Source organism: Halorubrum sp. 48-1-W (assembly GCF_003287355.1).
GTDB lineage: Archaea > Halobacteriota > Halobacteria > Halobacteriales > Haloferacaceae > Halorubrum.
The window spans coordinates 23,785-49,375 of the sequence record NZ_QMIM01000008.1; the positions used below are offsets into that span (position 1 = coordinate 23,785).

Genomic DNA, 25,591 nt, shown 5'->3' on the forward strand with positions numbered 1-25,591 from the left:
CGGCGCGGTAAAAGGTGACGGGCGGGGGACCGCCCAGCGGGCCGAGTTCGTTTCCGAACGCGTCATCGCCACCGCGTCACCGCCATCGTTTCACCACCACCGCTTCACCGCCACCGCTTCAACGCGGTCAGGATCCGGTCACGTCGGAGATACCCCACCACGGAGAACCCGAGCAGTATCACGAGGAGGCCGACCGAAAGCGCGAGGTCGCCGTCCGCGAGGCTCGACCCGGAGACGGCGACGACGACGTACGCCGGCGTTCGACCGACGATCATCACGGCGACGAGGGTTCGGAGCCTGACGTCGGTCAGCCCGCCCACGAGACAGAGGACGTCGTCGGGTAGGCCGGGGATGAGGAACACGAGGAACATGCCCGGGAGCCCGGCCTCGGCGATGAACGCGTCGAACCGGTCCAACACGTCCGGGTGGACGACCCGCTCGACGAACGGTCGGCCGTAGCGACGGGACGCCCAGAACGCGATGGAGCTCCCTATCACGACCCCGATCAGGCTGTAGACGCCCCCGAGGAACGCGCCGAACAGGTAGCCGCCCGCGAACGCGATCACCTGTCCGGGGATCGGCGCCAGGATCACCTGCGCGGCCTGGATCCCGACGAACACGACCGGAGCGAGGACGCCGTAGCCGGCGACGAACGCCCGGAGTTCGGGGGCGCTCGTGAGGAACGGGAAGTACTCGCGAACGAGCACGTAGGCGCCGCCGAAGACGACGACGAGGCCGACTACTGCGACGATGGAGCGCCGACGGTCCGCCTCCGATCGGAAGATCGCCATGGGTCGTGGTTCGATGACCGGTAGATCCGGTCGGACCGATATCAAACCCCGTGACCGGATCCGTGTGGCCTCCTTCCCCCGATCCGGCACGGCCGTCTTCTCCCGATCCGCAGCAGCCTATTTGTTCCGCCTGTTGGTAGCCGCCCGTATGGTGTTCACCCTCGGTATCCACGAGTCCGTCGAGCTACTGTTCCCGCCGACCGTCCTGCGTGACGCCCTCGATCCCACCGATGACGGCTCAACGGGCGGAGGGGATGACTCCGCAAGCAGAGGGGACGACTCCGAGATCCGCGTCGTCGGCTCGTCGGCCGAACTCGAGGGCTGTGACGCGCTGGTGACGTTCGCGTACGAGGACGCGTTCCTGTCGGCGGGGCTCTCGTGGATCCACTCCGTCCAGGCTGGCGTCGACCGGTTCCCGTTCGACGAGTTCGAGGAGCGGGGCATCCGGCTCACCAACAGCACCGGGATCCACGGCGACGCGGTGGGCGAGACCGTGCTCGGCTACATGACGAGCTTCGCCCGCAGGCTCCACCGTCACCGCGACCGCCAGCGGGACGGCGAGTGGAGCCACCCGACGTGGGACGAGCCGTTCACGCTCTCGGGCGAGTCGCTCTGTGTCGTCGGCCTCGGGACGCTCGGGCGGGGGATCGCCGCCCGCGCGGACGCCTGCGGGATGGACGTCGTCGGCGTGAGACGGACGCCGACGCCCGTCGACCACGTCGGGGGGGTGTACACGCCGGAGGGGATCGAGGCTGCCGTGACGGACGCCCGGTTCGTCGCGGTCGCGACTCCCCTGACCGCGGAGACGCGAGGAGTAACCGACCCCACCCTACTTCGCTCGGCCTTGCGGCCTCGCTCGTTGAGGGTGGGGCTTTGATGTGGTTCTCGCCCTCGGTTGGCGCGACGGGGCGTCTTGTGCGCCTCGCCTACCGGACGCCCTTCGGGGTCGACAAACCCACCATTCAGGGCCGGGCTACTGCGGCCCGTACTGCGCGCCACTTGTGGACGCACAGCACTAATTAGCAGTAAGATATGGTGTAAGATAGTGGTTGCGAAAGCTCATGTCGGCTTCCTCTCCGGCCTACTCGCGTCGCGCTTCCGACTGAGCGTCGGAACCCCTCGCTCCTTGAGGCCGGAGGCTCCGCCTCGAAAACTGCTGATCGGCGACGGGGTGCTGGCGGCGATGCCCGATGACGCGTACCTGCTGAACGTCTCCCGCGGCGGCGTCGTCGACGAGGCGGCGCTCCTCGCGGAACTCGAACGCGACCGGCTCGCGGGCGCGGCCCTCGACGTCTTCGAGACGGAACCGCTACCGGAGGACTCCCCGTTCTGGGAGCTCGACGACGTCATCGTCACGCCGCACGCGGCCGCGACGACGCGCGACTACTACCGACGGATCGCCGACATCGTTCGCGAGAACCGTCGTCGGGCGGTCGCCGGCGACCCGCTGGTGAACCGGGTGGTCTGAGGCCCCTCGGCCACCGTCCTCGAGCCCGTTACTCGCCGCCCGGACCGAGGTACCCCCACGCCTGGAGGCGGTCGCCGTCCCCGTCGATCCAGCGCTCGCCGATGTCGTCGCGGTAGTACATATTGGGCATCACGATGTCGTCGATGCGGTCGTACGCCCGTCGACGAGCGCTCTGCATCGTCTCTCCTTTCCCAGTGACGACGAGCGGCATACCGCTCTCACCAGCAACCCGCCACTGCCCATCGACCTTCTTCGTATCCTCTACGTGGATCCCGTCGCGGCTCTCGGTCTCGAAGACCACTGCCGCGTTTCGGGAGTTCTCGTCGTACGTCTTGTCGTCGTCGAACGGGAACGGGGGCAGGACGACGCGGATGGCGATCTGGTACCCGTTGTGTACCTCCACGTCGGGATCGTTACCGTGCGCGAGGTCGTAGAAGAACTCGGCGGTGGACGACTCGATCGACTCCTCCTGTAACGTGATCGTCGGGTACCCGAACCGCGGCGTGAACTCGAGCGGGTAGATCCCGGTCCCGTTGACGATACAGTTGATGTCGATACTCCCGACGTACCCCTCGTCGGCGAGCCAGCCTTCGAGTTTGCCGAACGTCTCCTCGAACAGCTTGTTCTGTCCCGCCCAGAACATCGACGTCCCCATCTCGCCAGTCTGTGGGCCGATGTTCCCCGGGAACAGTTTCTTGTGCTCGAAGTTGAAGTTGACCCGATCGATGAACTCCTCGCCGTTGAAGAAGCCGCAGATGGCGATCTCCACGCCCTCGACCTTCCGCTGTAGCTGGAAGCCCTTCATCCGGTGGCCCCACGCCTTCTTGTACGCCCGGAGGACGTCCACGACGTCGCTCCCGTCGTCCTCGTTGCCGACGTAGAGCAGCCGCTTGACGTTCTGGACCTCCCCGAGTGGCTTGATGACGTACGGTGCCGGGTGCTCTTTGACGTGGTCGATGCCCGCGTCGAAGTCGTCGAAGATGTGGTGTTCGATCGTGTTGACGCCGTGTTCTTCGAGGACCTCCATCGCGTATCCGCGATCCTCTTCCAGGTGATCGGTGTTCGGCGTCCCGCCGACGACGGCCTTCCCTTGCTCACGGAGTTCCCGAGCGAGTTTTCCCGTCCCGACATCGGAGCCGACCCAGATGTCGTCGAAGACGATGACGTCGGCCCACTCGACGTCGGCCTCCCAGTCGTCGGTCTTGGGGACGAACCCGTCGCCGATCTCCCTGTCGCTTTCGGCCTCGATGTAGTATTTCACGTCGTGGCCCTCGGTGTGAACCTGCCACGCGAGGTCGGTGATCAGCGCGGCGTCCGCGGAGACGAACAGGAAGCGATGGGTGTCCATATCGACATGTCTCACGGCGGGGACTTGAGTATGCGTACCGTTCGAGTACACACACCGGTGGCGACCGTCACGGACCGGACCCCACTCCGACGGCCGGCCGACCACGGCGGATTCGGCCGCGTCGACTCCCTCGACGATCCCCGTCACTGGCCGCCCGCCTGTCCGCCCCCCCGTAGGGGACCGAGTCCACCGGCGACCGGTCGATGCGTTGGACTGTGGGCGTACAGCGTCTCGCGGTCGCCACCCTCGAGTACGGTTCGAAGAGAGGATCCTCGAGGACGGACCCGCACCCTACCCATCTCATCGAGTTTCCTGACGCTTAACCTCGCAAATATATCTGTACCCGTAACGAAATCGTGCGATCTTCACAACATCAAAAAGTGATTTTTATATATCAAAATAAAAGTTGTTATCTCGGGAATATCCCTGTGAAGTAAACAGGTTTTTATTTGAGGTGACGATGGGTTAAGACGGACCTAATGTCTCAGAAGACAACTCACGACTGGTGGCCAAACCAGTTGGATCTGGAGGTTCTCGACCAGAACGCCAACGACGCCGGACCGTACGGGGACGACTTCGACTACGCTGAGGCGTTTCAATCGCTGAACTTCGACGACGTGAAGGCGGACATCGAAGACGTGTTGACGACCTCTCAAGACTGGTGGCCGGCGGATTACGGTCATTACGGTCCGCTGATCATCAGGATGGCGTGGCACAGCGCCGGTACGTACCGTACTACCGACGGACGTGGGGGCGCATCCGGCGGCACACAGCGGTTTTCGCCCGTCGAAAGCTGGCCGGACAACGCGAACCTAGACAAGGCTCGACGGTTGCTGTGGCCGGTCAAACGAAAGTACGGACGCAACCTCTCGTGGGCCGACCTGTTGGTTCTCTCCGGCAACGTCGCCATGGAGTCGATGGGCTTCGAGACGTTCGGCTTCGCTGGCGGGCGTGAGGACGCTTTCCAAGCCGACAAGGGCGTCGACTGGGGGCCCGAAGAAGAGATGATGGAGGACAAACGCCACGACGAGGAGGGGACCCTCCAAGGCGATCTCGCCGCGGACCACATGGGCCTGATCTACGTGAATCCGGAGGGTCCAGGCGGTCGTCCCGACCCGAAGGAGTCCGCGAAGTACGTTCGACAGTCGTTCGATCGAATGGCGATGAACGACGAGGAAACCGTCGCCCTCTGTGCCGGCGGCCACACGTTCGGAAAGGTCCACGGCGCCGACTCGGACGAAAACCTCGGGGCGCCGCCGGCTGAGGCACCGATCGAACAACAGGGGCTCGGCTGGGAGAACGAGTACGGCGAGGGCAAAGGAGCCGACACGATCACGAGCGGCATCGAGGGTCCCTGGACCCAGTCGCCCATTGAATGGGATATGGACTACGTCGACAACCTGCTCGAATACGAGTGGGAGGCACACGAAGGCCCGGGCGGGGCGTGGCAGTGGCGGCCGAAGGACGGAGAGCTCCAGGGCACGGCGACACACGCACACAACGAAGACGAGGGCGCGACCCCGATGATGCTCACAACCGACGTCGCGCTCAAGCGGGACCCGGACTACCGAGAGATCCTCGAGCGTTTCCAAGAGAACCCGATGGAGTTCGGGATAACCTTCGCCAAGGCATGGTACAAGCTCATCCACCGGGATATGGGCCCGCCGGAGCGGTTCCTCGGCCCGGAGGTCCCGGACGAGACGATGATCTGGCAAGACCCCGTCCCTGACGCCGACTACGATCTCGTCGGCGACGAGGAGGTCGCCGAGCTCAAAACGGAGATCCTCGAATCCGACCTCTCGACTCGACAACTCGTCAAGACCGCTTGGGCATCGGCGTCGACGTACCGCGACAGCGACAAACGCGGCGGCGCCAACGGCGCCCGGATTCGGCTCCGCCCACAGCGTGACTGGAAGGTAAACGAGCCCGAACAGCTGGCGACGGTCCTGGACACGCTCCGGACGATCAAAGAGGCGTTCGACGGCTCCCGGTCGGACGACGTCCGAGTCTCGCTGGCGGACCTGATCGTCCTGGGCGGTAACGTGGCTATCGAAGAGTCGGCCGCCGAGGCTGGCTACGACGTCACGGTTCCGTTCGAACCGGGTCGCACGGACGCCTCACAGGACTGGACCGACATCGAGTCGTTCGAGGCACTCAAACCGAAAGCTGATGGGTTCCGCAACTACCGCTCCGACGAGGCTGAACGTCAGCCGGAGGAGCTGTTGGTCGACAGATCGGATCTCTTGGACCTGACTGCACACGAGATGACCGCGCTCGTCGGCGGTATGCGCGCGCTCGGCGCGAACTACCGGGACTCCGACCTCGGCGTCTTCACCGACGAGCCAGGGACGCTTACCAACGACTTCTTCGTGAACCTGCTCAGCATGGAGTACGAGTGGGAGCCGGTCGACGACGGAGATGTCTACGAGCTGATCGACCGCGAGACCGACGAGGTCGAGTGGAGGGGCTCCCGTGTGGATCTCGTCTTCGGATCGAACGCCCGCCTTCGCGCCATCGCCGAGGTCTACGGTGCCGAAGACGGCGAGGAGACGTTCGTTCGGGACTTCGCCGACGCGTGGAGCAAGGTCATGAAACTCGACCGATTCGACCTCGAGTGAGGCGCCCGTAGCCGCGGGATCCACTCCTCGGCAACGCCGGCCGATTGGGGTACCGTTTTCCCCGGATCCCGTGATGGACGGGTAGATGTTCGACCGCCTCGGGTTCGACTCCGTGCCGCGCGAGACCGCCCTCGTGGTCGGACTCGTGAGCGGTTCACACGTCGTGAACCACCTGTATCTCGTGTTGTTCCCGCCGATCCTGGGGACACTGGCCGCTGACTTCGACGTTGGGCTGGCCGCGTTGGGGATCGCGATGGGCGTCCAGGCGTTCGTCAACACCGCCTTACAGCTGCCGTACGGCTACCTCTCGGACAACTACGACCGCGTCATCACCCTCGCGCTCTGTCTCGGGCTCGGCGCGCTCGGTGCGGGGATCCTCGCCGTCGCGCCCACCTTCGAGGTGCTCCTCGTCGGACAGGCGGTGCTAGGGGCGGGCATCGCCGGCCACCATCCGGCGCACTTCCCGTTGCTCTCGGACGCCACCAGCGCCGACCTCCGTGGGAAGGCCTACAGCGCCCACGGCTTCGCGGGCAACCTCGGCTTCGCCGCCCCGCCCGTGGTCATCCTCGGCGTCACGTCGTTGCCGGGCACGACCTGGCGACACGCGTTCGGCCTCATCGCCGTCGTCGGCGCCGTGTACGGCGTGCTCGCCTGCTACGTACTCGTGCGCCACGTGAGCGGCGAGGTGACGCGGCCGAACCCGGACGCCGACGACGCGCGCACGGAGGCGGCCTCCCGGCTCGCCCGCGTCCGCGAGGAGGTCCGCGCGCTCGGCGCGTCACGGCCGATCCTCGGTCTCGGGGTGATCGCGCTGCTCGCCTCGACGGCGTTCTGGGGCGTCTCCTCGTATCTCGTGGTGTTCCTGGAGAACGGTTACGGCGTCGATTCCGGGATCGCGAGCCTCTCGCTGACGGCGATGTTCGTCGCGGGTGCGGCCCTGATACTTGCCGGCGGCGTGTTGGCCGACCGGTTCCGGCCGGGACCGATCCTCGCGACCGCGTACCTCCTCGTCGGCGTCGCCGTCTTCGCCCTGGCGTCCGAACTCGCCTCGCCGCTCGTCGCGGTCGGGATCGGCGTCCTCGCCGGGAGCCTCGGGAGCCTTGGGTTGCCCGCCCGCGACAAGCTCGCCGACCTGCTGTCGGCGCGGAGCGACATCGGGCGGAACTTCGCGGTCGTGACGATCGGGATCATGATCGGCAACACGGTCGCGCCGCCGCTCTTCGGCGCGCTCATCGAGTCGAACGGGTATCGCGGAACGTTCACGCTCGTCGGTGCCTTCGCCGTGCTCGCCGCGGTCGCGACGGTCGCGATCGTCGCCCGCTACCGCGACGGGATCCGGGCCGGCTCGGAGTCGGCGGCGACCGCGGAGTAGGGCTCTGAGGGGAGACGGGATCGGAACGGGGGAGGGGATGTCGGGACCGGAACGCAGGAGGGAGTCGGATGCTCACCACGCCGGGACGAGAAGCAGCGCGACGGTCAGCGAGATGAAACACAGTTTCAACGCCGTGTTGACCGCGATCACCTTGGTGCCGAAGGACGCGCCCCAGATCCCGTACTGGAACGGGATCGACCGCCGGAACGTCGAGACGGCGAACGAGAGGATGCCGCCGATGAGCAGGGTCGCGACCGCGGTGCGGGGCGTGAACGTCGTCTCCAGGAGCGGCTCGATGGCGACCGCGCCGGCGGTCGTATCGAGGGTGTACACCGCGATCACGGGGACGGCCGCGCTCGGTAGCCCGAGCACATCCGTGATCGGCTCCGCGACCGCCGTCAGCGACTCGACGTCGTAGGTCGTGACGAGCGCGATCACGAGCGTGTACACGACCGCCAGCCGGGGAACGATCCGGCGGAGCGTCGACCACGACTTCGCCCCAGCCTCGCGGACGCGCTCCCTGCGGGTCCGGTCGTCCGCGTCCGGGCCGGCGGTGTCGACGTCGGCGAGCGCGTCGCGGTCAACGTTCCGCTCGGACAGCAGGAGTCCGCCGAGGAGCACCCCAGAGACGGTGATCGCGAGCGCGATCCCGGCGCGCGCGGAGACGTACAGGACGCCCGTCGTCCGCCCGAGGATCGGGATCAACACGGGGACGTAGTAGGTGAACACGTGCTGGAGGAACCCGAAGAACGTGTTGATGACCACCGCGACGAGCGTCGCGCGGTCGTCGAGCAGTCCGGACTCGCGGTACTCCGCGAGCGTGGCGTAGCCCGCGGTGGTCGACGCCGCGGTCGTGAGGATCGCGGTACCGACCTCGTCCGGGAGGTTCGCGGGCCGCGTGAGGTATCCCGAGAGCCCGGCCACGTACCGGATCAGCCCGAACGCGACGGCGACGTTGGCGGCGAACACCCCGATCGCGATGAACACGGTGATCCGCGCGAGCCGCGGGATGACCTCCGCGAACAGCCCGAGGAGTTCGGCGACGACCGATTGCACGCGATCCGGTATCGTGTACGCCGACATATGGCCGTCGGATCCGGAGCTGGATGGACGCCGTGACCCGCAGGACGGGACGGGCGTCGTGGGCACCGGGTCGGGACGGGCGTCGTGGGCACCGGGTCGTCCACGAGGTCGACGGCGTCGCCGTCCGTCGCCATCGGCACGGGGACGAGCCACGCCGGGCTTATGCCCGCCGGGCGCGAACCCCTCCGCGATGGCACCCGCCGAGGACGACATCTCGATCGCAGAGAAGCGCGTGTACGCGGGCTCCGCGGGCCGGACCGACGCCTACGTCGCGACCGGGACCGGCGTCGTCCGGGTCGCGATCTCCGGCGACAAGGTCGGCGAGTTCGGGCTGGCGACCCGCGAGCCCGCCCGCGACGTGGCCGTTCTCGCGCGGGCGGACGACCCGGACCGCCTCGCGGTCGCGACCGACGACGACCTCCTCGTCGCCCCGATCGACGGGGACCGCGACGGCGTTAACGGTTCGACGTTCTCCCCCGTCGGGATCGGGTCCGCCGTCGCGGTCGGGGTCCACGACGGGGCGTTCCTCGCGGCCGACGCGACGGGCGGGATCCACCGGGTCGGCGTCGGCAGTGACGCGGACGACACGGCCGGCGACGGCGTGGACGACGAGGCCGGCGGCGACGTGGACGACGGGGGCGACCGCGCCCCGACGGAGCCGACGCGGGTCGGGAGCGTCGACGACCCGCGGGCGGTCGACGGTCCGCTGGTGGCGGCTGTGGACGGGGTTCACCGGGTCGTCCCCGGCGGGCCCACCGGGGACGGCCGTCCGTCCCTCGAGCCGGTCGGGCTCGAGGACGCCCGCGACGTCGCCGGCGCGGGGGTGCCGTTGGCGGCGACGCCCGCGGGACTCTACTGGCTCGGGAACGGGTGGATGGTTGCGGTCGAGGGGGACGCGACGGCGGTCGCGGCCGACGGCGACGGGCACGCCCTCGCGGTCGTCGACGACGACCTGCTCGTGCGCGACGACGGGGGAAGGACCGGCTCCGCGTCCGGTGCCGGCTGGGACGCCGACGCGTGGCGTGTCGCGGAGCTCCCGGTCGACGATCGGCCGGCAGTGATCGGGTACGGCCCGGGGCTCTCCGTCGTCGTCACCGACGCCGGGACGCTGTGTGTCGACGCGGGCGACGGCTGGCGACACCAGGCGATCGGCGTCCGCGGAGTCGCGGGCGTCGCGCTGTCGGTCGTCGAGTGATCCGGTAAGGGGAGGTGCCCCTCCCGTTCAGGGGCTCGGAAGCTCGACCTCCTCGCCGTCCGCGTAGACGGTCGGGTCGCGGAGGATCCCGTCGAGGTGGAGCGGGGCGTCGGTCTCGCCGCCGATCCCGGCGTTGTCGCCGATGGCGACGTGGACCGTCCCCGCGGCCTTCTCGTCGAGGAGGACGGAGCCGATCAGTTCCTCGACGCCGACGTTGGTGCCGATCCCGAGTTCGGCCAGGTTGTACGCGGCGTCGCCGACCTCCTCGGCGGCGGCCTCCACGTCGGCGCGGATCGCGTCGTCCCCGATCGAGGTGACGAACCCGTCCTCGACCTCGAAGGCGAGTTCGCGGCCGTCCTCGAGCAGTCCGTGGGGCATCATCGTCCCGTCGACGACGTAGGTCCCCGTCGCGGTCTCCGGGGCGACGAACACCTCGCCGGCCGGGAGGTTCGAGAAGTCGCCGGGCTCGTGGACCATGCCCGTGTCCGCGAGCCACTCGCGGTCGCCGATCCCGAACGTGATGTCGGTCCCCGCCGGCGACGTGACGCGGACCTCCTCGGCGTCGCCGACCGCGTCGAGCACCCGGTCACAGGCGTCGTCGATGGCGGCGTAGTCCGCGTCCAGCCCGGTGACGAACACGTCCTCCGTGATACCCGGGAGCGTCGCGCCGCGCGAGCCGGCCTCGCAGGCGGAGCCGCGGGCGCGGGTGTGGCTCAGGCTCTTCGTCGTCGGCGCACAGAAGACGTCGCTTTCGGCCATCGCCGCCGCGACGGGGGCGGGCGGCTCGGTCCCGTGCTGTTCGCTCGGCGGGTAGCGGAGGACCGTCACGTCGTCGGTCACTGCGGTCGCGGCCGTGTACAGCGCCTCGCCGATCGGCTCGCGTTCGTCGTCGGTGACGACGACGAGCGATTCGTCTTCCCCGACACGGAGACACTGTTCGATCGCGGTACGGGCCGGCTCCGCGAGATGGTCGCTCATGTCACCTCCTCGGTCGCCGCGGGCGTTAGTCCTTGTCATCCCGGACCGACACGCCGCCATCGCGAATCGACACGTCGCCATCGCGAATCGACACGTCGCCATCGCGGACCGACCCGCGCGTTCGACTATTCTATTATTACTCCGTTACGGAACAAGGTTGTAACCTCGAGATGGCCCGAATTAACCGAGTTATTACTCGCGGCGTAGTTAGTTTCTGTGATATTTACTCGAAAGAATTATGCCTGCGCACGGTGGACGTAAAGATATGATACGTGTGGGCGTCAACGGCTACGGGACGATCGGGAAACGGGTCGCGGACGCGGTCGCGACCCAGCCCGATATGGAACTCGTCGGCGTCACGAAGACGAAGCCGAACTACGAGGCCGAGGCGGCGACCCGACGCGGCTACGACCTGTACGCCGCGCTCGCCGACCGCGCCGACGACTTCGCTGCCGCCGGCGTCGGGATCGCCGGTACCCTCCCGGACCTGCTCGAGTCCGTCGACGTCGTCGTCGACTGTACGCCCTCCGGGATCGGCGCACGGAACCGCGCGATCTACGCGGCCCACGACACGCCCGCGATCTTCCAGGGCGGCGAGGACGCCGACGTGGCCGACGCCTCGTTCAACGCCCGGACGAGCTTCGAGTCGGCCCGCGGGGCCGACTCGCTCCGCGTGGTCTCGTGTAACACCACGGGGCTCGCCCGCCTGCTCGCCCCCCTAGAGGAGGCCTACGGGGTCGAGAAGGCCCGCGTCACGCTGGTCCGCCGCGGCGGCGACCCGAGCGAGACCGGGCGCGGTCCGATAAACGACGTTCTGCCGGACCCCGCGACGGTCCCCTCACACCACGGCCCAGACGTGAACACCGTCCTGCCGGGGGTGCCCGTCGACACTGCCGCGCTGAAAGTCCCGGTGACCACGATGCACACCCACAGCGTCAACGTCACGCTCCGCGAGGCACCGACGACCGGGGAGGTTCACGACCTTCTCGCCGAGGAGTCCCGGATCTTCACCGTCCCCGAGGCGGCCGGCATCGACGGGGCCGGGAAGCTGAAGGAGTACGCGATGGACCGCGGTCGCCCCCGTGGCGACCTCTGGGAGAACTGCGTCTGGGAGGAGTCGATAAACGTCTCCGGTCACGACCTGTATCTCTTCGAGAACGTCCACCAGGAGGCGGACGTGGTCCCCGAGAACGTCGACGCGATCCGCGCGCTGACCACGGACCTCTCCGCGGCGGAGTCGATCGAACGAACGAACGAGACGCTCGGCGTCGGGTTGGAGAGCCTGCTCACGTCCGACGAGGACGCCCGCGACCCGATCACCGCGGACGACTGATAGCCCAGTGGGTAGCCGATCCCACCGGTGACTGCTGTCTCCCGCGACGACTGTCTCACACGATGACCCGTTTCCGGCGATCACCGCTGGCCGATGTCGACGTCACTCCATCGGTCGCTTTTCGATCCCTCACCGCGACCGCGGCGACTCCCCGTCGGTTGGCGTCGCCACGAGGTACGTCCGGCCGCCCCGGCGTTCCAGGTGGACTTCCCCGCCGGCGACCCGGTTCGACCGGATCCGGTCGGCGATGCGGTCGGTTCGACACTCCGTGACGTCCACGCGCGTCGGCGCCGCGTATCTCGGTCGCTCCTCGAGTGACACGCTCATGCTTCCGGATACGGACCGACCGTTCCTATAACCGAGCCAACCGCGGAGTGAAACTGAAAGTGAAGCGCTTCCCCGGTGGTATCGGGCGGATTCCCTCGGCGATCTCGGACGGATCCCCGTCGGCCGCCTACGCGAACCGCTCGGGCGGACGCCGGGGGTCCGCGGCCCGCTCGTAGGCGGACGCGAGCTCGAGGAGTCGCGGTTCGTCGAACGGTCGGCCGAGCAGCTCGAACCCGACGGGGAGCCCGTGGCCGTCGTCGCCTCCCGCGTCGGCGAATCCGGCGGGCAACACGATCGAAGGCAGTCCGGTGTGTGCCGAGAGCTCACACCGCATCTCCGAGAAGGGCTGGTTTTCGGGGATCTCGACCGGGAGCGCCATCGAGGGCGGGTACAACAGCGCGTCGAGGTCGTCTTCGACCAGTCGGTCGATCGTCTCCGTCCGGGCCGTCTCGCGTCTCGCCAGCGCCCGCTGGTACTCGAGGTCGTCGTCCAACCCGTCGACGTCCGTGTCGAGGATCCCGCCCTCGAGGACGCGCTCCCCGACGCTCGGCGCCATCGTCCCGCTCTCGGCCAGCTCCCGGAGCGAGTCGACGGGGGTCCCCTCGTGCGTCGCCAGATACGCGTCGTAGTCGCGCGCGAACTCCTTGCCGACGACGCGCGCCGAGTCGAGGAACTCGCCGTCGACGACCTCGACGGGGTCGACGAGGGTGGCCCCCGCGGCCTCCAGCTCCGCCATCGCCGACTCGACGGTCGAGACGACCGCCTCCGCCGTGTCCGCCGCCGGGTTCTCCGGGTCCGACACCTCGAAGAGGTCGCGGACGACGCCGATCCGTGCGCCCTCGAGCCCGTCGGGACCGAGGTGTGACGTGTACCCCTCATCGGGGACCTGGCCGACGCCGAGCGCCGTGACGGGGTCCTCGGGGTCGTACCCGACCATCGCCTCGAGCGTCCGCGCCGCGTCGGCGACGGTCCGGGTGATCGGGCCCGCGGTGTCCTGCGTCAACGAGAGCGGAACGATCCCGGTACGGCTCACCAGCCCCAGCGTGGGCCGGAGCCCGACGAGGTTCGTGAACGCCGGCGGCGACCGGACCGACGAGCAGGTGTCCGTCCCCGTGCCCACCACAGCGAGGTTGCTCGCGACCGCGGCGACGCTCCCGCCGCTCGAGCCGGACGGTCGCCGGTCGAGCGCGTACGGGTTCCGCGTCTCCCCGCCGAGCGAGCTCACGGAGTCGACCCCGAAGGAGAGCTCCTGGAGGTTCGCCTTCGCGACGATCACCGCGCCCGCCTCACGGAGCCGTTCGACGACGAACGCGTCGCTCTCGGGGACGAACTCCGCGAAGAGCTCCGAGCCCGCCGTCGTCGGCATGTCCGCCGTGTCGTGGTTGTCCTTGATCACCGTCGGGATCCCGTGGAGGGGACCGACGGGGCCGTCCGCCTCGTACCGTTCGTCCAACTCTACCGCGCGTCCCGTCGCGTCCTCGTTCACCGTCAGGATCGCGTTGAGCGCGTCCGCGTGCTCCGCGATCCGATCGAGGTACGTCTCGGTCAGTTCCTCGGCGGTCAGCGTCCCGGATCCGAACGCCGCGTGTATCTCGTCTACAGTCGCCTCGATCACGTCGAAGTCGCCGTCGATCGGTCGATCGTCCATCCCCTGAAGCCGACTGATCGCGTACAAATAGTGTTTTCGCCGATTCCCGGTTCGGTCCCCAGAAATTTACATCTGACTTCAACTTAGAACGTATTCGATATTCAGTGGAAATGCGCAATTTTTAATGATGTTTTCTCAATACATCTGTATTTGATATTGTTGTATTATGACCTACGTGGGTTACACTATGACCTACCATTGATCTGTACATAGTTTTTTAAATGGCTAGTCTGATCATGCGAGTTGTCGACAATGATCGAAGATATCGAGAGGGCGGAGCTGGAGGGACCGAAGATAGATCGGCGAACGACCGTCAAGCTACTCGGCGCGTCAGGGATCGCGGCGACTGCCGGCTGTCTCGGGGGAGATAGTGGTGGTGACGGAGACGACGGTAGCGGCGACGACGATGGTAGCGGTGACGACGATGGTAGCGGGAGTTCCGGTGACGACGGAGAGAGCTCCGGATCCACCGGCGGGCGGATAAGCGCCGGGTGGCTCACGGACGAGATCGAGTTCCTCGATCCGCACATGGTCGATCTGGGGATCCAGATCGAAGTCCACTCGAACCTCTTCAACGGCCTGTTGAAACTCGATGAGGATACTCAGATCGTCGGCGACGCGGCGGCGGACTGGTCGCTCCCGGACGAGTCGACGTACGTGTTCGAGCTCCACGAGGACATGACGTTCCACAACGGGGATCCGCTCGACGCGGAGGCGGTCAAGTGGTCCCTGGAACGGTTGGCCGGCATGGAGACCTCCCCGCACACCGGAAAGGTCTCCAACGTCGACTCGATCGAGGCGGACGGACTCGAGCTCACGATCAACCTCTCGGAGCCGTACGCGCCGTTCGTCTCGTTCATGCTCCGCGGTCCCGGGCGGGCGGGAACGATCGTCCACGAGAGCGCCGCGGACGACCCCGACGAGTACGCGCGGATGCCGATCGGCAGCGGGCCGTTCGAACTCACGGACCGGACCGCCGGCGAGTCGCTGACGCTCGACGCCTACGACGACTACTGGGAGACCGACGAGGACGGCAACCAGCTCCCGTACCTCGACGGGGTCGACATCGAACTGATCCCCGAACCGAGCACGATGTGGTCCGCCATTCAGGGTGGCGAGATCGATTACGCGAACCTGCTCACGGGCGAGTTCGCACAACAGGCGGAGGCGACCGACTCCATCACGGTCCAGACGGCGAGTTCGGGCGAGTGGTCTGGTATCGCGCCACTCCACATGAACCCTGCCGACGAAACGGAGACGGTGCGGTGGATCAGCGGTCTCGGCGAGGACCCCACGGAGATGTGGAACGGCGAGGACATCCCGACGTCGGACCCGCGCGTTCGAGAAGCGATCGCCATCGGGATCGACCGGGAAGAGATCGTCGAGCGGGCCTGGTTCGGGTACGCTGAACCGGCTCACACGCTGTACAATCCGGCAATCGGCTGGCTGTTCGAGGCGTTGGGCGGTAGCGAACCCGACACGGGATTCTATTACGACCCCGAGCGCGCCGAGGAACTCCTCGATGAGGCCGGATACACCGATGATCCGCGGATCGAAGCGACGGTCCTGGCCCTTCCGGAGGACGAACGGGAGCTCACGGTCGTTCAGGACCAACTCAGCGACATCGGCATCGAGATCGAACTCGATATCCAACAGCAGTCGTCCTACTGGGACAACACTTACCGATACGAGCAACTCCTGACGGCGTACGGTGGCGCGGCGGACGTCGACCCGTGGATGTCGGACTTCAAGCAGTTCGGCTACCCGAACGAGGAGACGACGGAGGGTGCGTGGCAGCGTAGCCTCTACTTCGACGAGGACTACAGCGAACTCATCAACGAAGCGAACGCGACTCCGGACCTCGAGGACCGCGCGGAGGTGTATCTGGACGTCAACGAGAAGTTCATCGAGGACGCGGTGTTCGTCACGACGGTGTTCCCGCTGAACCCGAAAGCGCTCGGTGAGGTCGTCTCGGGAGTAGGGACACAGGGGGGATTAAGCAACTTCCATCGTGCCTCGTTGGATGAGTAGCCTGGCTCCCGTAACGCGCGTTACCGTCCACACCATGACCCGAAGCACGCCGGTGAATCTCGAAGGGGATGATCTTCCGTGGGGTTGAAAAAGTATCTACTCAAGCGACTGGTACACTCCGTGTTCGTCATGCTCTTCGTGGTCACGGTCGTGTTCTTCGCGGTCCGGGCCGTTCCCGGGGATCCGGCTCGATTGATGCTCGGCGGCGACGCGGACCCGGCAGCGCTCACAGCGCTCCGACAGGAGTTGGGACTGAACCAACCGCTGTACGTTCAGTACTTCCAGTGGCTTCGACGCCTTCTCACGGGTAACTTCGGCGAGTCGATCCGAACGGGCGAGCCCGTTCTCGGCTCGCTCGCTCAGGTCGCGGGACCGACGATCAGCATCGCGGCACTCGGCATGGTGATCGCGCTCATGATCGCGGTCCCGACCGGGATACTCAGCTCGGTCAAGCGGTACGAGATAGAAGACTACGTGTCGACGACGATCGCGTTCTTCGGGATCAGCATGCCCGCGTTCTGGATCGGTATCGTCCTGATCCTCGTGATCGGCGTGAACGTCGACTCCATCCCGACATTCGGGTATACGCCGATCGACGAGGGCGTCAGCCCGTGGTTCAGATCGATCATCCTGCCGGCGTTCGCCGTCGGCTTCCCGTACGGCGGGATCCTGATGCGGATGATGCGATCCTCGATGCTCGAGGTACTCAACGAGGATTACATGCGGACCGCTCGTGCGAAGGGACTCAGCTCGAACCTCGTGCTGTTCAAACACGGGCTACAGAACGCGTTGATCCCCGTCGTCACGCTCGCGGGGATCTTCCTCGCCGTCGTTCTCGGCGGCGTCGTCGCCGTCGAGATCGTCTTCGGGATCCGCGGGATCGGTCGGCTCCTCATCGGGTCGATCAATCGACGCGACTTCCCGCTGATCCAGGGAACGGTGCTGATAATCTCTTTCGTGTTCGTTCTCGCGAACATTGTCGTCGACCTCCTGTATACGATGATAAACCCACGAATCAAGTACGGCGGTGGTGAGTGACGATGTCGAGCCGTTTCGACGGCGATGGCGGCAGAGTATTCGGCATCCGAACCGACCTCATCGAACAGTTCATCGGCACGGTCAACCGTGACCTGAAAGCCAAGGTCGGCGTGGTTATCGTCACGCTGTTCGTTATCGCGGCGGTGTTCGCACCGGAACTGGCACCGTACGATCCGATGGCCCAAGACTTCGCTCCGCTTCAGGCACCCGCACTCTCGAGTGAAACGCCGCTCGGGACCGACTCGTTCGGCCGGGACCTGCTCTCTCGGTTGATGTACGGCGCACGGATCAGTCTCGGCGTCGGATTGGGTGCCGTTCTGTTCGGCGCGATCATCGGCGTCCTTCTCGGATTGGTCGCCGGGTTCTACGGCGGCTGGATCGATGACCTCCTGATGCGTAGCGTCGACGTGATGTGGGCGTTCCCGTGGTTGCTCATCGCCATCATGCTCGTCGCGATCTTCGGGCAGGGCGTCTGGAACGTCGTCATCGCCGTCGGGTTCGCGTACATCGACGACTTCGCCAGGATCACTCGCGGCGAGGTTCTCTCCATCCGCGAGGAGGAGTACATACTCGCCGCAGAGAGCGTCGGGCTCGGGGACCTCGAGGTCGTCTTCGAGGAGGTGTTCCCGAATACCGTCGCTCCGATCATCGTTCAGTTCACCGTACTCGTGGCTCGCGCCATGCTCGCGGAAGCGACGCTCTCGTTCCTCGGACTGGGAGTGAAACCCTCGACGCCGACGTGGGGTGCGTTGTTGGGTCAGGGTCGTGACTTCATCACGCAGGCGTGGTGGATCTCGATCATTCCCGGAGTACTGATCATGATCACAGTCCTCGGAATAAACCTCTTCGGCGACGCGTTACGTGACGCCTTCGACGTCCGGGAGGTGGATAGCGAATGAGCGAACCGCTGTTGGACGTACGGGGACTCACGACGTCCTTCGAGACCGGGCAAGGTAAACTCACCGCGGTCGACGATATCTCCTTCAGTATCGGAGAGGGAGAGGTGTTCGGCGTGGTCGGTGAGTCCGGATCGGGAAAAAGCGTCACGGCGCTGTCGGTGATGCGCCTCCTCGACGACGCGGGGACCGTCGAAGCGGACGAGATCCGGTTCAACGGCACCGACCTGCTCTCGTTGAGCGAACGGGAGATGCGGAACGTTCGGGGAGGCGAGATCAGCATGATATTCCAAGACCCGATGACCAGCCTGAACCCGGTGATGACGATCGGCGAGCAGATCGCCGAAGTCGTCCGGCACCACGGCGACGTCGGCGAGCGCACCGGGTTCTGGAGCGAGATGCGACGGAAGTACGTCACGGGCACCTCCAAAGAGAGCCGGTCCTGGCAACGGGCCGTCGAACTGTTGGAGACGGTCGGTATTCCCGAACCCGAAAAGCGGGCGACCGAGTTCCCCCACCAGCTTTCGGGCGGAATGCGTCAGCGAGTCGTTATCGCGCAGGCCCTCGCGGGGGACCCGTCGCTCATCATCGCCGACGAGCCGACGACGGCGCTGGACGTGAGCATCGAAGCGCAGATCCTGAACGAGATCCTCGAGTTGAGCGACGAGTTCGGGATCTCGGTGCTCCTCATCACCCACGACCTCGGCGTCGTGAGAGAGACGTGTGACCGGGTCGCCGTGATGTACGCCTCGGAGTTCATGGAGACGGGTCACGTCGACGATATCTTCGAAGACCCACATCACCCGTACACCGAGGGGCTCCTCGCGAGCATTCCCCGGATCGACGACGACCGCGAGTGGCTGAGCGTCATCGAAGGGACGGTCCCGGACCTGATCGACAAGCCGGCCGGCTGTCCGTTCCGGGATCGGTGTGACTACGCCTTCGAGCTCTGTGACCGGCCGCTCGTCGAGTACGAGATCGAGGGATCGGCACTGGAGACGCATACGGTTCGATGCCACCGGGAGAACGAACACGTCGAGGTCGACGATTCGGGCCACATCGACGCGGTGCCCGAGGAGGCCGTCGCGGCGCTCGAACGGCGGATCGAGGCGGAATCGCCCGGTGACGCCGGCGGAAGCGTTACCTCCACCACTGATGTGAACGCGCGTGCGGACGGGGGACGGCCGACGTCCCCCGCTACGGGCTCCGAGAACGGAGGTGACCAGGATGAGTACTGACGCATCTGGGACGACCGGAACGTCCGTCGAACGGACCACCGAGGAACCGTTGCTCCGTGCGACGGGGATAAAAAAGTACTTCCAGACGGAGACCGGGCTCCTTGATCGGTTCTTCGGGGAGCCGACACACGTCAGGGCCGTCGACGGTGTCGACCTCTCCGTCGGCGAACGGGAGACGCTCGGGCTCGTCGGCGAGTCGGGGTGCGGGAAGACGACGCTCGGCCGCGTCCTCTCCCGTCTATACGACCCGTCGGCCGGAACGCTGGAGTTCGACGGGGACGACATCACGGACTTGAGCGGCGACGCGCTCAAGCGGCTCAGAAAGCGGGTTCAGGTCATCTTCCAGGACCCGATGTCGTCGCTCAATCCGCGGAAAACCGCCGGCGAGATCGTTGGCAAACCCTTGGAGGTCCACGACATCGCGACCGGCCAGGCCAAGCGGGACCGGCTCGCCGAACTGTTCGACGAGGTCGGGCTTCAGGAGTCACACCTCGACCGGTATCCACACGAGTTCTCCGGCGGGCAGCGTCAGCGGATCGGGATCGCGCGTGCGCTCGCCGTCGAACCGGACCTGATCGTCGCCGACGAGCCGGTGAGCGCGCTCGACGTCAGCGTCCAGGCACAGATCATCAACCTGATGAAACGACTTCAGGACAAGTACGGGCTCGCGTACGTGTTCATCGCTCACGACCTGAGCGTCGTCAAACACATCAGCGACCGGGTCGCGGTGATGTACCTGGGGCGTATCGTCGAACAGGGTACAAAACGGGACATCTTCGGCAACCCGCAACACCCGTACACGCGGGCGTTACTTCACTCCATTCCGCGCGTCGACGGCGGACAGAAACGCAACGAGTCGTTGCTCCAGGGGAACCCGCCGAGCCCGATCGATCCGCCCTCGGGATGTCGGTTCCGGACGCGTTGCCCGGAGTATCTCGGCGACGAATGCTCCGAGATCGACCCCGACCTTCGACCGGTTTTCGGCGCGTCCGGAACCGTGGCTCCGCCCGAACGCGTCGAAGCGATCACCACCGACGGGGAGTCGTCCCCCGAACACCTCGCCGCCTGTCACTGGTTGGGCGAGTCCAGCGAGAGACGCACGAGAGAGGACCCGATGTCGTAGCGGATTCCCGGACCGGTTCGATCTCGATCAGCGGTCGGGGGTGACGCCGTGTCCGGGCCCCGAGATCTCGTGGATCGGGCCGTCGCTGCTCTCGACGACGTCCTCGGCCAGCAGTCGATTGCCGTCGAGGTCGACGTACGAGAAGCTCCCGATCCCGGAGACGACGTGGGCGCTGGCGTGGATGCCGATCGAACTCTCGAGCATACAGCCGACCATGAGATCGAGACCCGCCCCCTCGGCGATAGCGGCGATGTCGGCGACCGCGAGCGGTCCTGATTTCCCGAGCTTGACGTTGATGACGTCGGCCGCCTCCTCCCGAACGACGCGGACCGCGTCCTGCGGCGTGAAGACGGTCTCGTCGGCGGCGATCGGTACGTCGAGACGGCGACGCGTGTCCGCCAGTCCTGCGACGTCGCTCGCCGGAACCGGCTGTTCGATCAGTTCGAGGTCGATCCCCCGTTCGGCGACGCGCTCGGCGAACGACGCGGTCTCCTTCGGGGTCCACCCCTGATTGGCGTCGACTTTCAGGTCGGCGTCCGGCGCTGCCTCCCGTATCGCGGCCACCCGCGCTACGTCCTCGTCAACGTCGTTTCCGGTCTTGATCTTCAGATGGCTGTACCCGCGTTCGACCGCCCGCCCGGCACGTTTCCCGGCGGTTTCGGGGTCGACGATGGGGATGGTCATGTCCGTCTCGACCGGGGAGGGCGTGCCGCCGAACAGCTCCGAGAGCGCGATGTCTCGCTCCCGACAGAACGCGTCCAGAAGGGCTGTTTCCACGGCGAACGTCGCCGAAACCATCCCCGGGAACGTGCTCCGTACCTCGTCGACGATCCGCCGGTAGTCGCCGACCGATCGTCCCTCGACGACCTCCTCAGCCGTGCGGGCCGTCGCGAGCGCCGCCTCGCGCGTTTCGCCGGTCACCGGTGGGAGCGGCGACCCTTCGCCGTATCCCTTCGTTCCCGTCTCCGTCTCGACCGTCACGAGGACGTTCGCGGCCTCGCGTTGAACGCCGAGCGAGATCTCGAACGGCTCCGAAAGCGGGAGGTCGAGCGGTTCGGCCCGGAGGTCGACGACGGTGCTCACGCTTCACCTCCCGCCGTTTCGCGCGGTATCTCCGGCAACTCGCCCCGAACCGCCCGCAGGAGGTCTTCGGCTCCCCCTTCGTCGTAGACGTTCGCTGTCGGGAGGTCGTGTCGATCCCGCTCCGTCTCCGGGTCACCCCAGGTCGAGACCGCGGCGACGACGGCGTCGGAGAGGGATTCGACGAGTTCGGCCTCCTTCTCGACCCCGTCGACGCCGAAGCGGTCGAAGTGTGTCCGTCGTGTTCGCCGTGGATCGTCCGCGAGGACGACGGTATCGGGCCACGAGCCGTGGAGCACACCGAGCGTGACGCTGGAGTACGCCCGATGTGTGAGCGACGCCTGCCCCTCGACGAAGACGAGGTCGTGGTCCGCGCCGACCGACTTCACCATGTCCTCGACGACGCCGCCGGTGAAGTCGGCCGGGACTCGGTCGACCACGACACCCTCGTGGGCCCCGACCATGATCCCGGTCTGGCCGGTGGCGACCCAGCCGGCGTTCAGACCGGCCTCCCGCGCAGCCCGATAGAGCTCGAACGTCGTCGTGCGCTTGCCGACCGCACAGTCCGTCCCGAGCGTGAGCACCACGTCGGCGTCGACGTCGTCGACGGACCCGTCCCCGACGCGAAGCGCGTCCTCATCGGGTGGTTTTCGTACGTCGTGGATCCGGGCGTCGTGTTCGTCCGCCAGTCTCGACCAGCGTTCGTCGTCGCCGAGGAAGTAGTGGAGACCGCTCACGACGTCACAGCCGTGACGAAGGGCGTCCTCGATGTCGCCGACCCACGCGTCGGGGAGCTGTCCGCCCGCCGGCGCGACCCCGATGACGAGTGCCTCGGCTTCCGGAGCGATGTCGAGGGCGTCGTCCACGCACTCCACGATCGGGACGTCGGGTGCGTCGCGCTTCTCGAGGACGTCGGCCGGCGTCTGCCCTGCCGTCTCCGAATCGACTATCCCCCGGACGTCGAACACCTCGCTGTGCGTGACGACCCCGTTGGCCGTCTTCCCGCCTTTCTTCCCGAACTCCCCCTCCGCGAGAACGATGGCGGGTGCCGGGACGTCGAACGTGTCTCGAAGGTTCATCGGATACGAGACCGTCGCTCCCGTTCAAGCAAAACCCCACAACCTTCCATGATCGGTCCCTCCACGGTCCCACGTCGAGCGGCCGTTCAGTTGACTCGATACCGTTCGACCGCTGTATCGTCCACCGTCACGCCGAGGCCCGGGTCGCTCGGAACCGTGAAGCGGTCGCCGGACGGTTTCCAGGCTCCCGGGTCCTCGACGAGCGTCGACGTCGCGTGGACGTTCAACACGCCGGACGGATAGGTGACCGCGGGTGATGACGCCGCGAAGTGGGCGTTGGCGGCCGTTCCGATCCCGAGTTCGAGCATCGACCCCATGAAACAGGGGAGTCCGTGCGCGTTCGCGACGGTCGCGACGTCACGCGCACGCGAGAGTCCGCCGGTTTTCGCGAGTTTGATGTTGACGGCATCACAGGCGTCCCGCCCCGCGAGGTCCGCGACGTCCGCCGGAGAGAAACAGGCCTCGTCGGCAAGCACCGGAACGGCCGTCGCCTCCCGTACTCGGCGGAGTCCCTCGACGTCGTCGTGGGGCACCGGCTGTTCCACCAGAACGAGGCCGTCGGCGGCCTCGTCGAGACGGCGAACCCGACGTATCGCTTCGGCGGCTACCCACCCCTGGTTGGCATCGATCCGGACCTCCGCGTCGGGAACCGCCTCGACGATCGCGGCGATCGCCTCCCGTTCGGCCTCGAAATCCGGTCCGCCCACCTTCACTTTGAACGCCGTGAACCCCTCCTCGCGGGCCTCGACCGCGAGTTCGCGAACCTCCTCCGGCGGACGGATACCGATGGAGTAGTGGAGGTCGATCGTCGGCTCGCCGTCGGGTGCGCCACCGAGCAGGTCGTACACGGGGCTGTCGCGGAGCTTCCCTAACGCGTCGTACAGCGCGACGTCGACGCCGCTGAGCGGGAACGGCTCACCCGAGAGGACCCGCTCCGCTCTGTCGACGAGACGCGGGATCCGGTGGAGCTGCTCGCCCTCGACCAGCGGCGCGAGGCGGTCCTCGATCAGGTCGACGACCGCGCGCCGTGTCAGCCCGTGTGGCCACGTCGAGGACGGCGCGACCTCGCCGACACCCGTGACGCCGGCGTCGGTTTCGACGCGGACGAGGACGTGGTCGTACGACCCCTGTCCGCCGGTCGCGACCGAGAGGCTCGTCTCGTAGGACGTCTCCGCCGGCACCGACACCGGGATCGCCTCGACGGCGGTGACCGTGGCCGTCATGCGCCGATCACGTCTCCGGGGCGTGCGCCGGTGTGGTCGCCGTCGCGGACGACGAACTCCCCGTTGACGAGGACGTGCTCGATACCGGCGGGGTAGACGGCGGGGTCGAGGAAGTCGCCGGTCTGCTCGACGGTCTCCGGGTCGAACACCGTCACGTCGGCCCGAGCGTCCCGTTTCAACACCCCCCGGTCGTCGAGCCCCAGCCGCGAGGCGGGCATCCCGGTCATCTTGTGGACGGCGCTCTCGAGCGGGACCACGCCCTCCTCGCGGACGTAGTTGCCGAGCACGCGGGGGAACGTCCCGTAGTTCCGCGGGTGCGGAACGCCCTCGCCGAGCGGGCCGGACTGCTGGAGGGAGGACCCGTCGCTGCCGACCATCGTGAGGTCGTGACGCATCACCGTCCGGACGTCGGCCTCGTCCATCCCGAAGTTGACGTGCATGGTCCGGTTCTCGTCTTCGAGGACGATATCGAGGAGGATCTCGGCGGGCTGTCGCGTCTCCCCCTCGCGGTCTGCGAGCTCGGCGATCGTCTTCCCCTCGTACGCCTTCATATCGGGGTTCTGGACGCCAGTGACGAGGATCCCGTCCCAGTCGCTCGTGCGGTCGTCCTTCAGATCGTCGCGGATTCGGCTCCGCGTCTCCGGGTCCCGGAGCCGCTCTAAGAGCGCGTCGTCGCCGCCGTCGTGGGCCCAGTTCGGGAGGAGCGCCCCGAGGCTCGTCGAGGAGGCGACGTAGGGGTACTGGTCACACTGGATCTCGATCCCCTCACGCCGTCGGACGAGTTCCATCCGTCGGAGCGTCGCCCGCACCTTCCCCCAGTTGTCGGGGCCGACGGCCTTGTGGTGGGACACCTGTACCGGAACCCCTGCCCGGCGGCCGATCTCGATGGTCTCCTCGACGCTCTCGAGGAGGCCGTCGCTCTCGGAGCGCATGTGGGTCGCGTAGAACCCGCCGTGTTCGGCCGCCACCTCGGCGAGCGCGGTGACCTCGTCGACGTCGGCGTAACAGCCCGGCGGGTAAAACAGGCCCGAGGAGAGGCCGACCGCCCCGTCCGCCATCGCCTCGGCGACCAACTCGCGCATCTCGGCGAGTTCGTCGGGCGACGGGTCGCGGTCCTCGTATCCGACGACGGCCGCGCGGACGTTCCCGTGGCCGACGAGCGACCCGACGTTGAGCGAGAGGCCGTCGGACTCGAGGTACGCGAGGTATTCGGCCATCGACTCCCACTCGCCGGCGTCGACCTCGTCGTCCAGTCCCCGGCTCGCGAACCAGTCGTCGACGGAGCGGGCGGCCGCCCCGTACCGCGGTGCCGCGCTCGTGCCGCAGTTCCCGACGATCTCGAGTGTCACCCCCTGTCTGACCTTGCTGTGGGCGTCCCGGTTCGCCGGCAGGGTGAAATCCGAGTGGGTGTGGATATCGATGAACCCCGGCGCGACGACGTCGCCGTCGAGGTCGACCTCGACGTCCCCCTCGCCCTCGACCGTGCCGAGGGCGGCGACCCGACCGTCGGCGATGGCGACGTCGCCGCGATACCACGGGGAGCCGGTTCCGTCGACGATCCGTCCGTTCCGGAGCACGCAGTCGTATCCCATGTGATCGAACCGCGTACCGGGGAGGGTAAAGTATGCCACCGTCCAAGTGCGGGGTGTTCCCACCCGGATCGTTCGATCCGAGCGGACGCGCCACGCCGGGCGGGCCGTCACGAACCGGGTCGCGGAAAGA

Annotated in this window: 21 protein-coding genes; 11 read left to right on the forward strand and 10 right to left on the reverse strand. The window is 67.0% G+C overall.

Annotated elements, in window-relative coordinates; all coding sequences use genetic code 11:
- Positions 1-104: 104 nt before the first annotated feature.
- Positions 105-791, reverse strand: coding sequence for a TVP38/TMEM64 family protein (locus tag DQW50_RS04340; protein ID WP_112078082.1), 687 nt, complete (start codon positions 789-791; stop codon positions 105-107).
- A gap of 148 nt (positions 792-939) precedes the next feature.
- Between DQW50_RS04340 and DQW50_RS04345 the strand changes: the two genes are divergently transcribed.
- Together DQW50_RS04345 and DQW50_RS04350 are read left to right on the forward strand one after the other, a co-directional pair.
- Positions 940-1,668 (forward strand): NAD(P)-dependent oxidoreductase, encoded by a 729-nt coding sequence (locus DQW50_RS04345; protein ID WP_112078083.1) that lies wholly within the window; start codon positions 940-942, stop codon positions 1,666-1,668.
- 168 nt (positions 1,669-1,836) lie between these two features.
- Positions 1,837-2,259, forward strand: a complete 423-nt coding sequence (locus DQW50_RS04350) for an NAD(P)-dependent oxidoreductase (RefSeq protein ID WP_255417617.1) — start codon at positions 1,837-1,839, stop codon at positions 2,257-2,259.
- A gap of 28 nt (positions 2,260-2,287) precedes the next feature.
- Here the strand turns inward: DQW50_RS04350 and DQW50_RS04355 are convergent, their stop codons facing one another.
- Positions 2,288-3,607, reverse strand: coding sequence for a phosphoribosylglycinamide synthetase C domain-containing protein (locus DQW50_RS04355; RefSeq protein ID WP_112078085.1), 1,320 nt, complete (start codon positions 3,605-3,607; stop codon positions 2,288-2,290).
- Positions 3,608-4,086: 479 nt separating this feature from the next.
- On the opposite strand from DQW50_RS04355, the gene katG reads away from it, so the two are divergent.
- On the forward strand, positions 4,087-6,225 hold the full coding sequence (gene katG, locus DQW50_RS04360; protein WP_112078086.1) for a catalase/peroxidase HPI: 2,139 nt from the start codon (positions 4,087-4,089) through the stop codon (positions 6,223-6,225).
- An 85-nt stretch (positions 6,226-6,310) separates the two neighbouring features.
- Positions 6,311-7,597: an MFS transporter gene (locus DQW50_RS04365; RefSeq protein WP_112078087.1), complete on the forward strand. Its 1,287-nt coding sequence runs from the start codon at positions 6,311-6,313 to the stop codon at positions 7,595-7,597.
- Between the two features lie 72 nt (positions 7,598-7,669).
- Here the strand turns inward: DQW50_RS04365 and DQW50_RS04370 are convergent, their stop codons facing one another.
- On the reverse strand, positions 7,670-8,653 hold the full coding sequence (locus DQW50_RS04370; RefSeq protein WP_112078114.1) for a nucleoside recognition protein: 984 nt from the start codon (positions 8,651-8,653) through the stop codon (positions 7,670-7,672).
- Between the two features lie 217 nt (positions 8,654-8,870).
- On the opposite strand from DQW50_RS04370, the gene DQW50_RS04375 reads away from it, so the two are divergent.
- Positions 8,871-9,875: a hypothetical protein gene (locus DQW50_RS04375; RefSeq protein WP_112078088.1), complete on the forward strand. Its 1,005-nt coding sequence runs from the start codon at positions 8,871-8,873 to the stop codon at positions 9,873-9,875.
- A 27-nt stretch (positions 9,876-9,902) separates the two neighbouring features.
- On the opposite strand, the gene DQW50_RS04380 is transcribed toward DQW50_RS04375, so the two are convergent.
- Positions 9,903-10,853 (reverse strand): aminopeptidase, encoded by a 951-nt coding sequence (locus DQW50_RS04380; RefSeq protein ID WP_112078089.1) that lies wholly within the window; start codon positions 10,851-10,853, stop codon positions 9,903-9,905.
- Positions 10,854-11,118: 265 nt separating this feature from the next.
- Between DQW50_RS04380 and DQW50_RS04385 the strand changes: the two genes are divergently transcribed.
- Positions 11,119-12,186, forward strand: coding sequence for a type II glyceraldehyde-3-phosphate dehydrogenase (locus DQW50_RS04385; protein WP_112078090.1), 1,068 nt, complete (start codon positions 11,119-11,121; stop codon positions 12,184-12,186).
- Positions 12,187-12,315: 129 nt separating this feature from the next.
- Here DQW50_RS04385 and DQW50_RS04390 read toward each other — a convergent pair whose 3' ends face one another.
- Together DQW50_RS04390 and DQW50_RS04395 are read right to left on the reverse strand one after the other, a co-directional pair.
- Complete coding sequence (locus DQW50_RS04390; RefSeq protein ID WP_112078091.1) at positions 12,316-12,513, reverse strand: hypothetical protein; 198 nt, start codon at positions 12,511-12,513, stop codon at positions 12,316-12,318.
- Positions 12,514-12,640: 127 nt separating this feature from the next.
- Positions 12,641-14,161, reverse strand: coding sequence for an amidase (locus tag DQW50_RS04395; RefSeq protein ID WP_112078092.1), 1,521 nt, complete (start codon positions 14,159-14,161; stop codon positions 12,641-12,643).
- Positions 14,162-14,413: 252 nt separating this feature from the next.
- On the opposite strand from DQW50_RS04395, the gene DQW50_RS04400 reads away from it, so the two are divergent.
- From DQW50_RS04400 to DQW50_RS04420, 5 genes are all read left to right on the forward strand, one after another.
- Positions 14,414-16,192: an ABC transporter substrate-binding protein gene (locus DQW50_RS04400; protein ID WP_112078093.1), complete on the forward strand. Its 1,779-nt coding sequence runs from the start codon at positions 14,414-14,416 to the stop codon at positions 16,190-16,192.
- A gap of 78 nt (positions 16,193-16,270) precedes the next feature.
- Entirely contained in the window at positions 16,271-17,230 is a 960-nt protein-coding gene (locus tag DQW50_RS04405; protein WP_198664598.1) for an ABC transporter permease, read from the forward strand.
- Between the two features lie 2 nt (positions 17,231-17,232).
- Positions 17,233-18,129, forward strand: coding sequence for an ABC transporter permease (locus tag DQW50_RS04410; RefSeq protein WP_112078116.1), 897 nt, complete (start codon positions 17,233-17,235; stop codon positions 18,127-18,129).
- Complete coding sequence (locus DQW50_RS04415; protein ID WP_112078094.1) at positions 18,126-19,364, forward strand: ABC transporter ATP-binding protein; 1,239 nt, start codon at positions 18,126-18,128, stop codon at positions 19,362-19,364. Before DQW50_RS04410 ends, DQW50_RS04415 begins: the two co-directional genes overlap by 4 nt.
- Positions 19,354-20,487 (forward strand): ABC transporter ATP-binding protein, encoded by a 1,134-nt coding sequence (locus DQW50_RS04420; protein WP_112078095.1) that lies wholly within the window; start codon positions 19,354-19,356, stop codon positions 20,485-20,487. Before DQW50_RS04415 ends, DQW50_RS04420 begins: the two co-directional genes overlap by 11 nt.
- Before the next feature lie 27 nt (positions 20,488-20,514).
- Here DQW50_RS04420 and DQW50_RS04425 read toward each other — a convergent pair whose 3' ends face one another.
- The 4 genes from DQW50_RS04425 to DQW50_RS04440 form a co-directional block, all read right to left on the reverse strand.
- Positions 20,515-21,570: a dipeptide epimerase gene (locus tag DQW50_RS04425; protein WP_112078096.1), complete on the reverse strand. Its 1,056-nt coding sequence runs from the start codon at positions 21,568-21,570 to the stop codon at positions 20,515-20,517.
- Positions 21,567-22,646 (reverse strand): DUF1611 domain-containing protein, encoded by a 1,080-nt coding sequence (locus DQW50_RS04430; protein ID WP_112078097.1) that lies wholly within the window; start codon positions 22,644-22,646, stop codon positions 21,567-21,569. Before DQW50_RS04430 ends, DQW50_RS04425 begins: the two co-directional genes overlap by 4 nt.
- Before the next feature lie 86 nt (positions 22,647-22,732).
- A complete protein-coding gene (locus tag DQW50_RS04435) occupies positions 22,733-23,869 on the reverse strand; it encodes a mandelate racemase/muconate lactonizing enzyme family protein (RefSeq protein WP_112078098.1) in 1,137 nt (378 codons plus the stop codon).
- Entirely contained in the window at positions 23,866-25,461 is a 1,596-nt protein-coding gene (locus DQW50_RS04440; RefSeq protein WP_198664599.1) for an amidohydrolase family protein, read from the reverse strand. The genes DQW50_RS04435 and DQW50_RS04440 overlap by 4 nt, the downstream gene beginning before the upstream one ends.
- Positions 25,462-25,591 lie beyond the last annotated feature (130 nt).

Coding starts and splice junctions, on each gene's coding strand:
- DQW50_RS04340 (WP_112078082.1), bottom strand. CDS start 791: ATGGCGATCTTCCGATCGGAGGCGGACCGTCGGCGCTCCATCGTCGCA.
- DQW50_RS04345 (WP_112078083.1), top strand. CDS start 940: ATGGTGTTCACCCTCGGTATCCACGAGTCCGTCGAGCTACTGTTCCCG.
- DQW50_RS04355 (WP_112078085.1), bottom strand. CDS start 3,607: ATGGACACCCATCGCTTCCTGTTCGTCTCCGCGGACGCCGCGCTGATC.
- katG (WP_112078086.1), top strand. CDS start 4,087: ATGTCTCAGAAGACAACTCACGACTGGTGGCCAAACCAGTTGGATCTG.
- DQW50_RS04365 (WP_112078087.1), top strand. CDS start 6,311: ATGTTCGACCGCCTCGGGTTCGACTCCGTGCCGCGCGAGACCGCCCTC.
- DQW50_RS04375 (WP_112078088.1), top strand. CDS start 8,871: ATGGCACCCGCCGAGGACGACATCTCGATCGCAGAGAAGCGCGTGTAC.
- DQW50_RS04380 (WP_112078089.1), bottom strand. CDS start 10,853: ATGAGCGACCATCTCGCGGAGCCGGCCCGTACCGCGATCGAACAGTGT.
- DQW50_RS04385 (WP_112078090.1), top strand. CDS start 11,119: ATGATACGTGTGGGCGTCAACGGCTACGGGACGATCGGGAAACGGGTC.
- DQW50_RS04390 (WP_112078091.1), bottom strand. CDS start 12,513: ATGAGCGTGTCACTCGAGGAGCGACCGAGATACGCGGCGCCGACGCGC.
- DQW50_RS04395 (WP_112078092.1), bottom strand. CDS start 14,161: ATGGACGATCGACCGATCGACGGCGACTTCGACGTGATCGAGGCGACT.
- DQW50_RS04400 (WP_112078093.1), top strand. CDS start 14,414: ATGATCGAAGATATCGAGAGGGCGGAGCTGGAGGGACCGAAGATAGAT.
- DQW50_RS04410 (WP_112078116.1), top strand. CDS start 17,233: ATGTCGAGCCGTTTCGACGGCGATGGCGGCAGAGTATTCGGCATCCGA.
- DQW50_RS04415 (WP_112078094.1), top strand. CDS start 18,126: ATGAGCGAACCGCTGTTGGACGTACGGGGACTCACGACGTCCTTCGAG.
- DQW50_RS04420 (WP_112078095.1), top strand. CDS start 19,354: ATGAGTACTGACGCATCTGGGACGACCGGAACGTCCGTCGAACGGACC.
- DQW50_RS04430 (WP_112078097.1), bottom strand. CDS start 22,646: ATGAACCTTCGAGACACGTTCGACGTCCCGGCACCCGCCATCGTTCTC.
- DQW50_RS04435 (WP_112078098.1), bottom strand. CDS start 23,869: ATGACGGCCACGGTCACCGCCGTCGAGGCGATCCCGGTGTCGGTGCCG.
- DQW50_RS04440 (WP_198664599.1), bottom strand. CDS start 25,461: ATGGGATACGACTGCGTGCTCCGGAACGGACGGATCGTCGACGGAACC.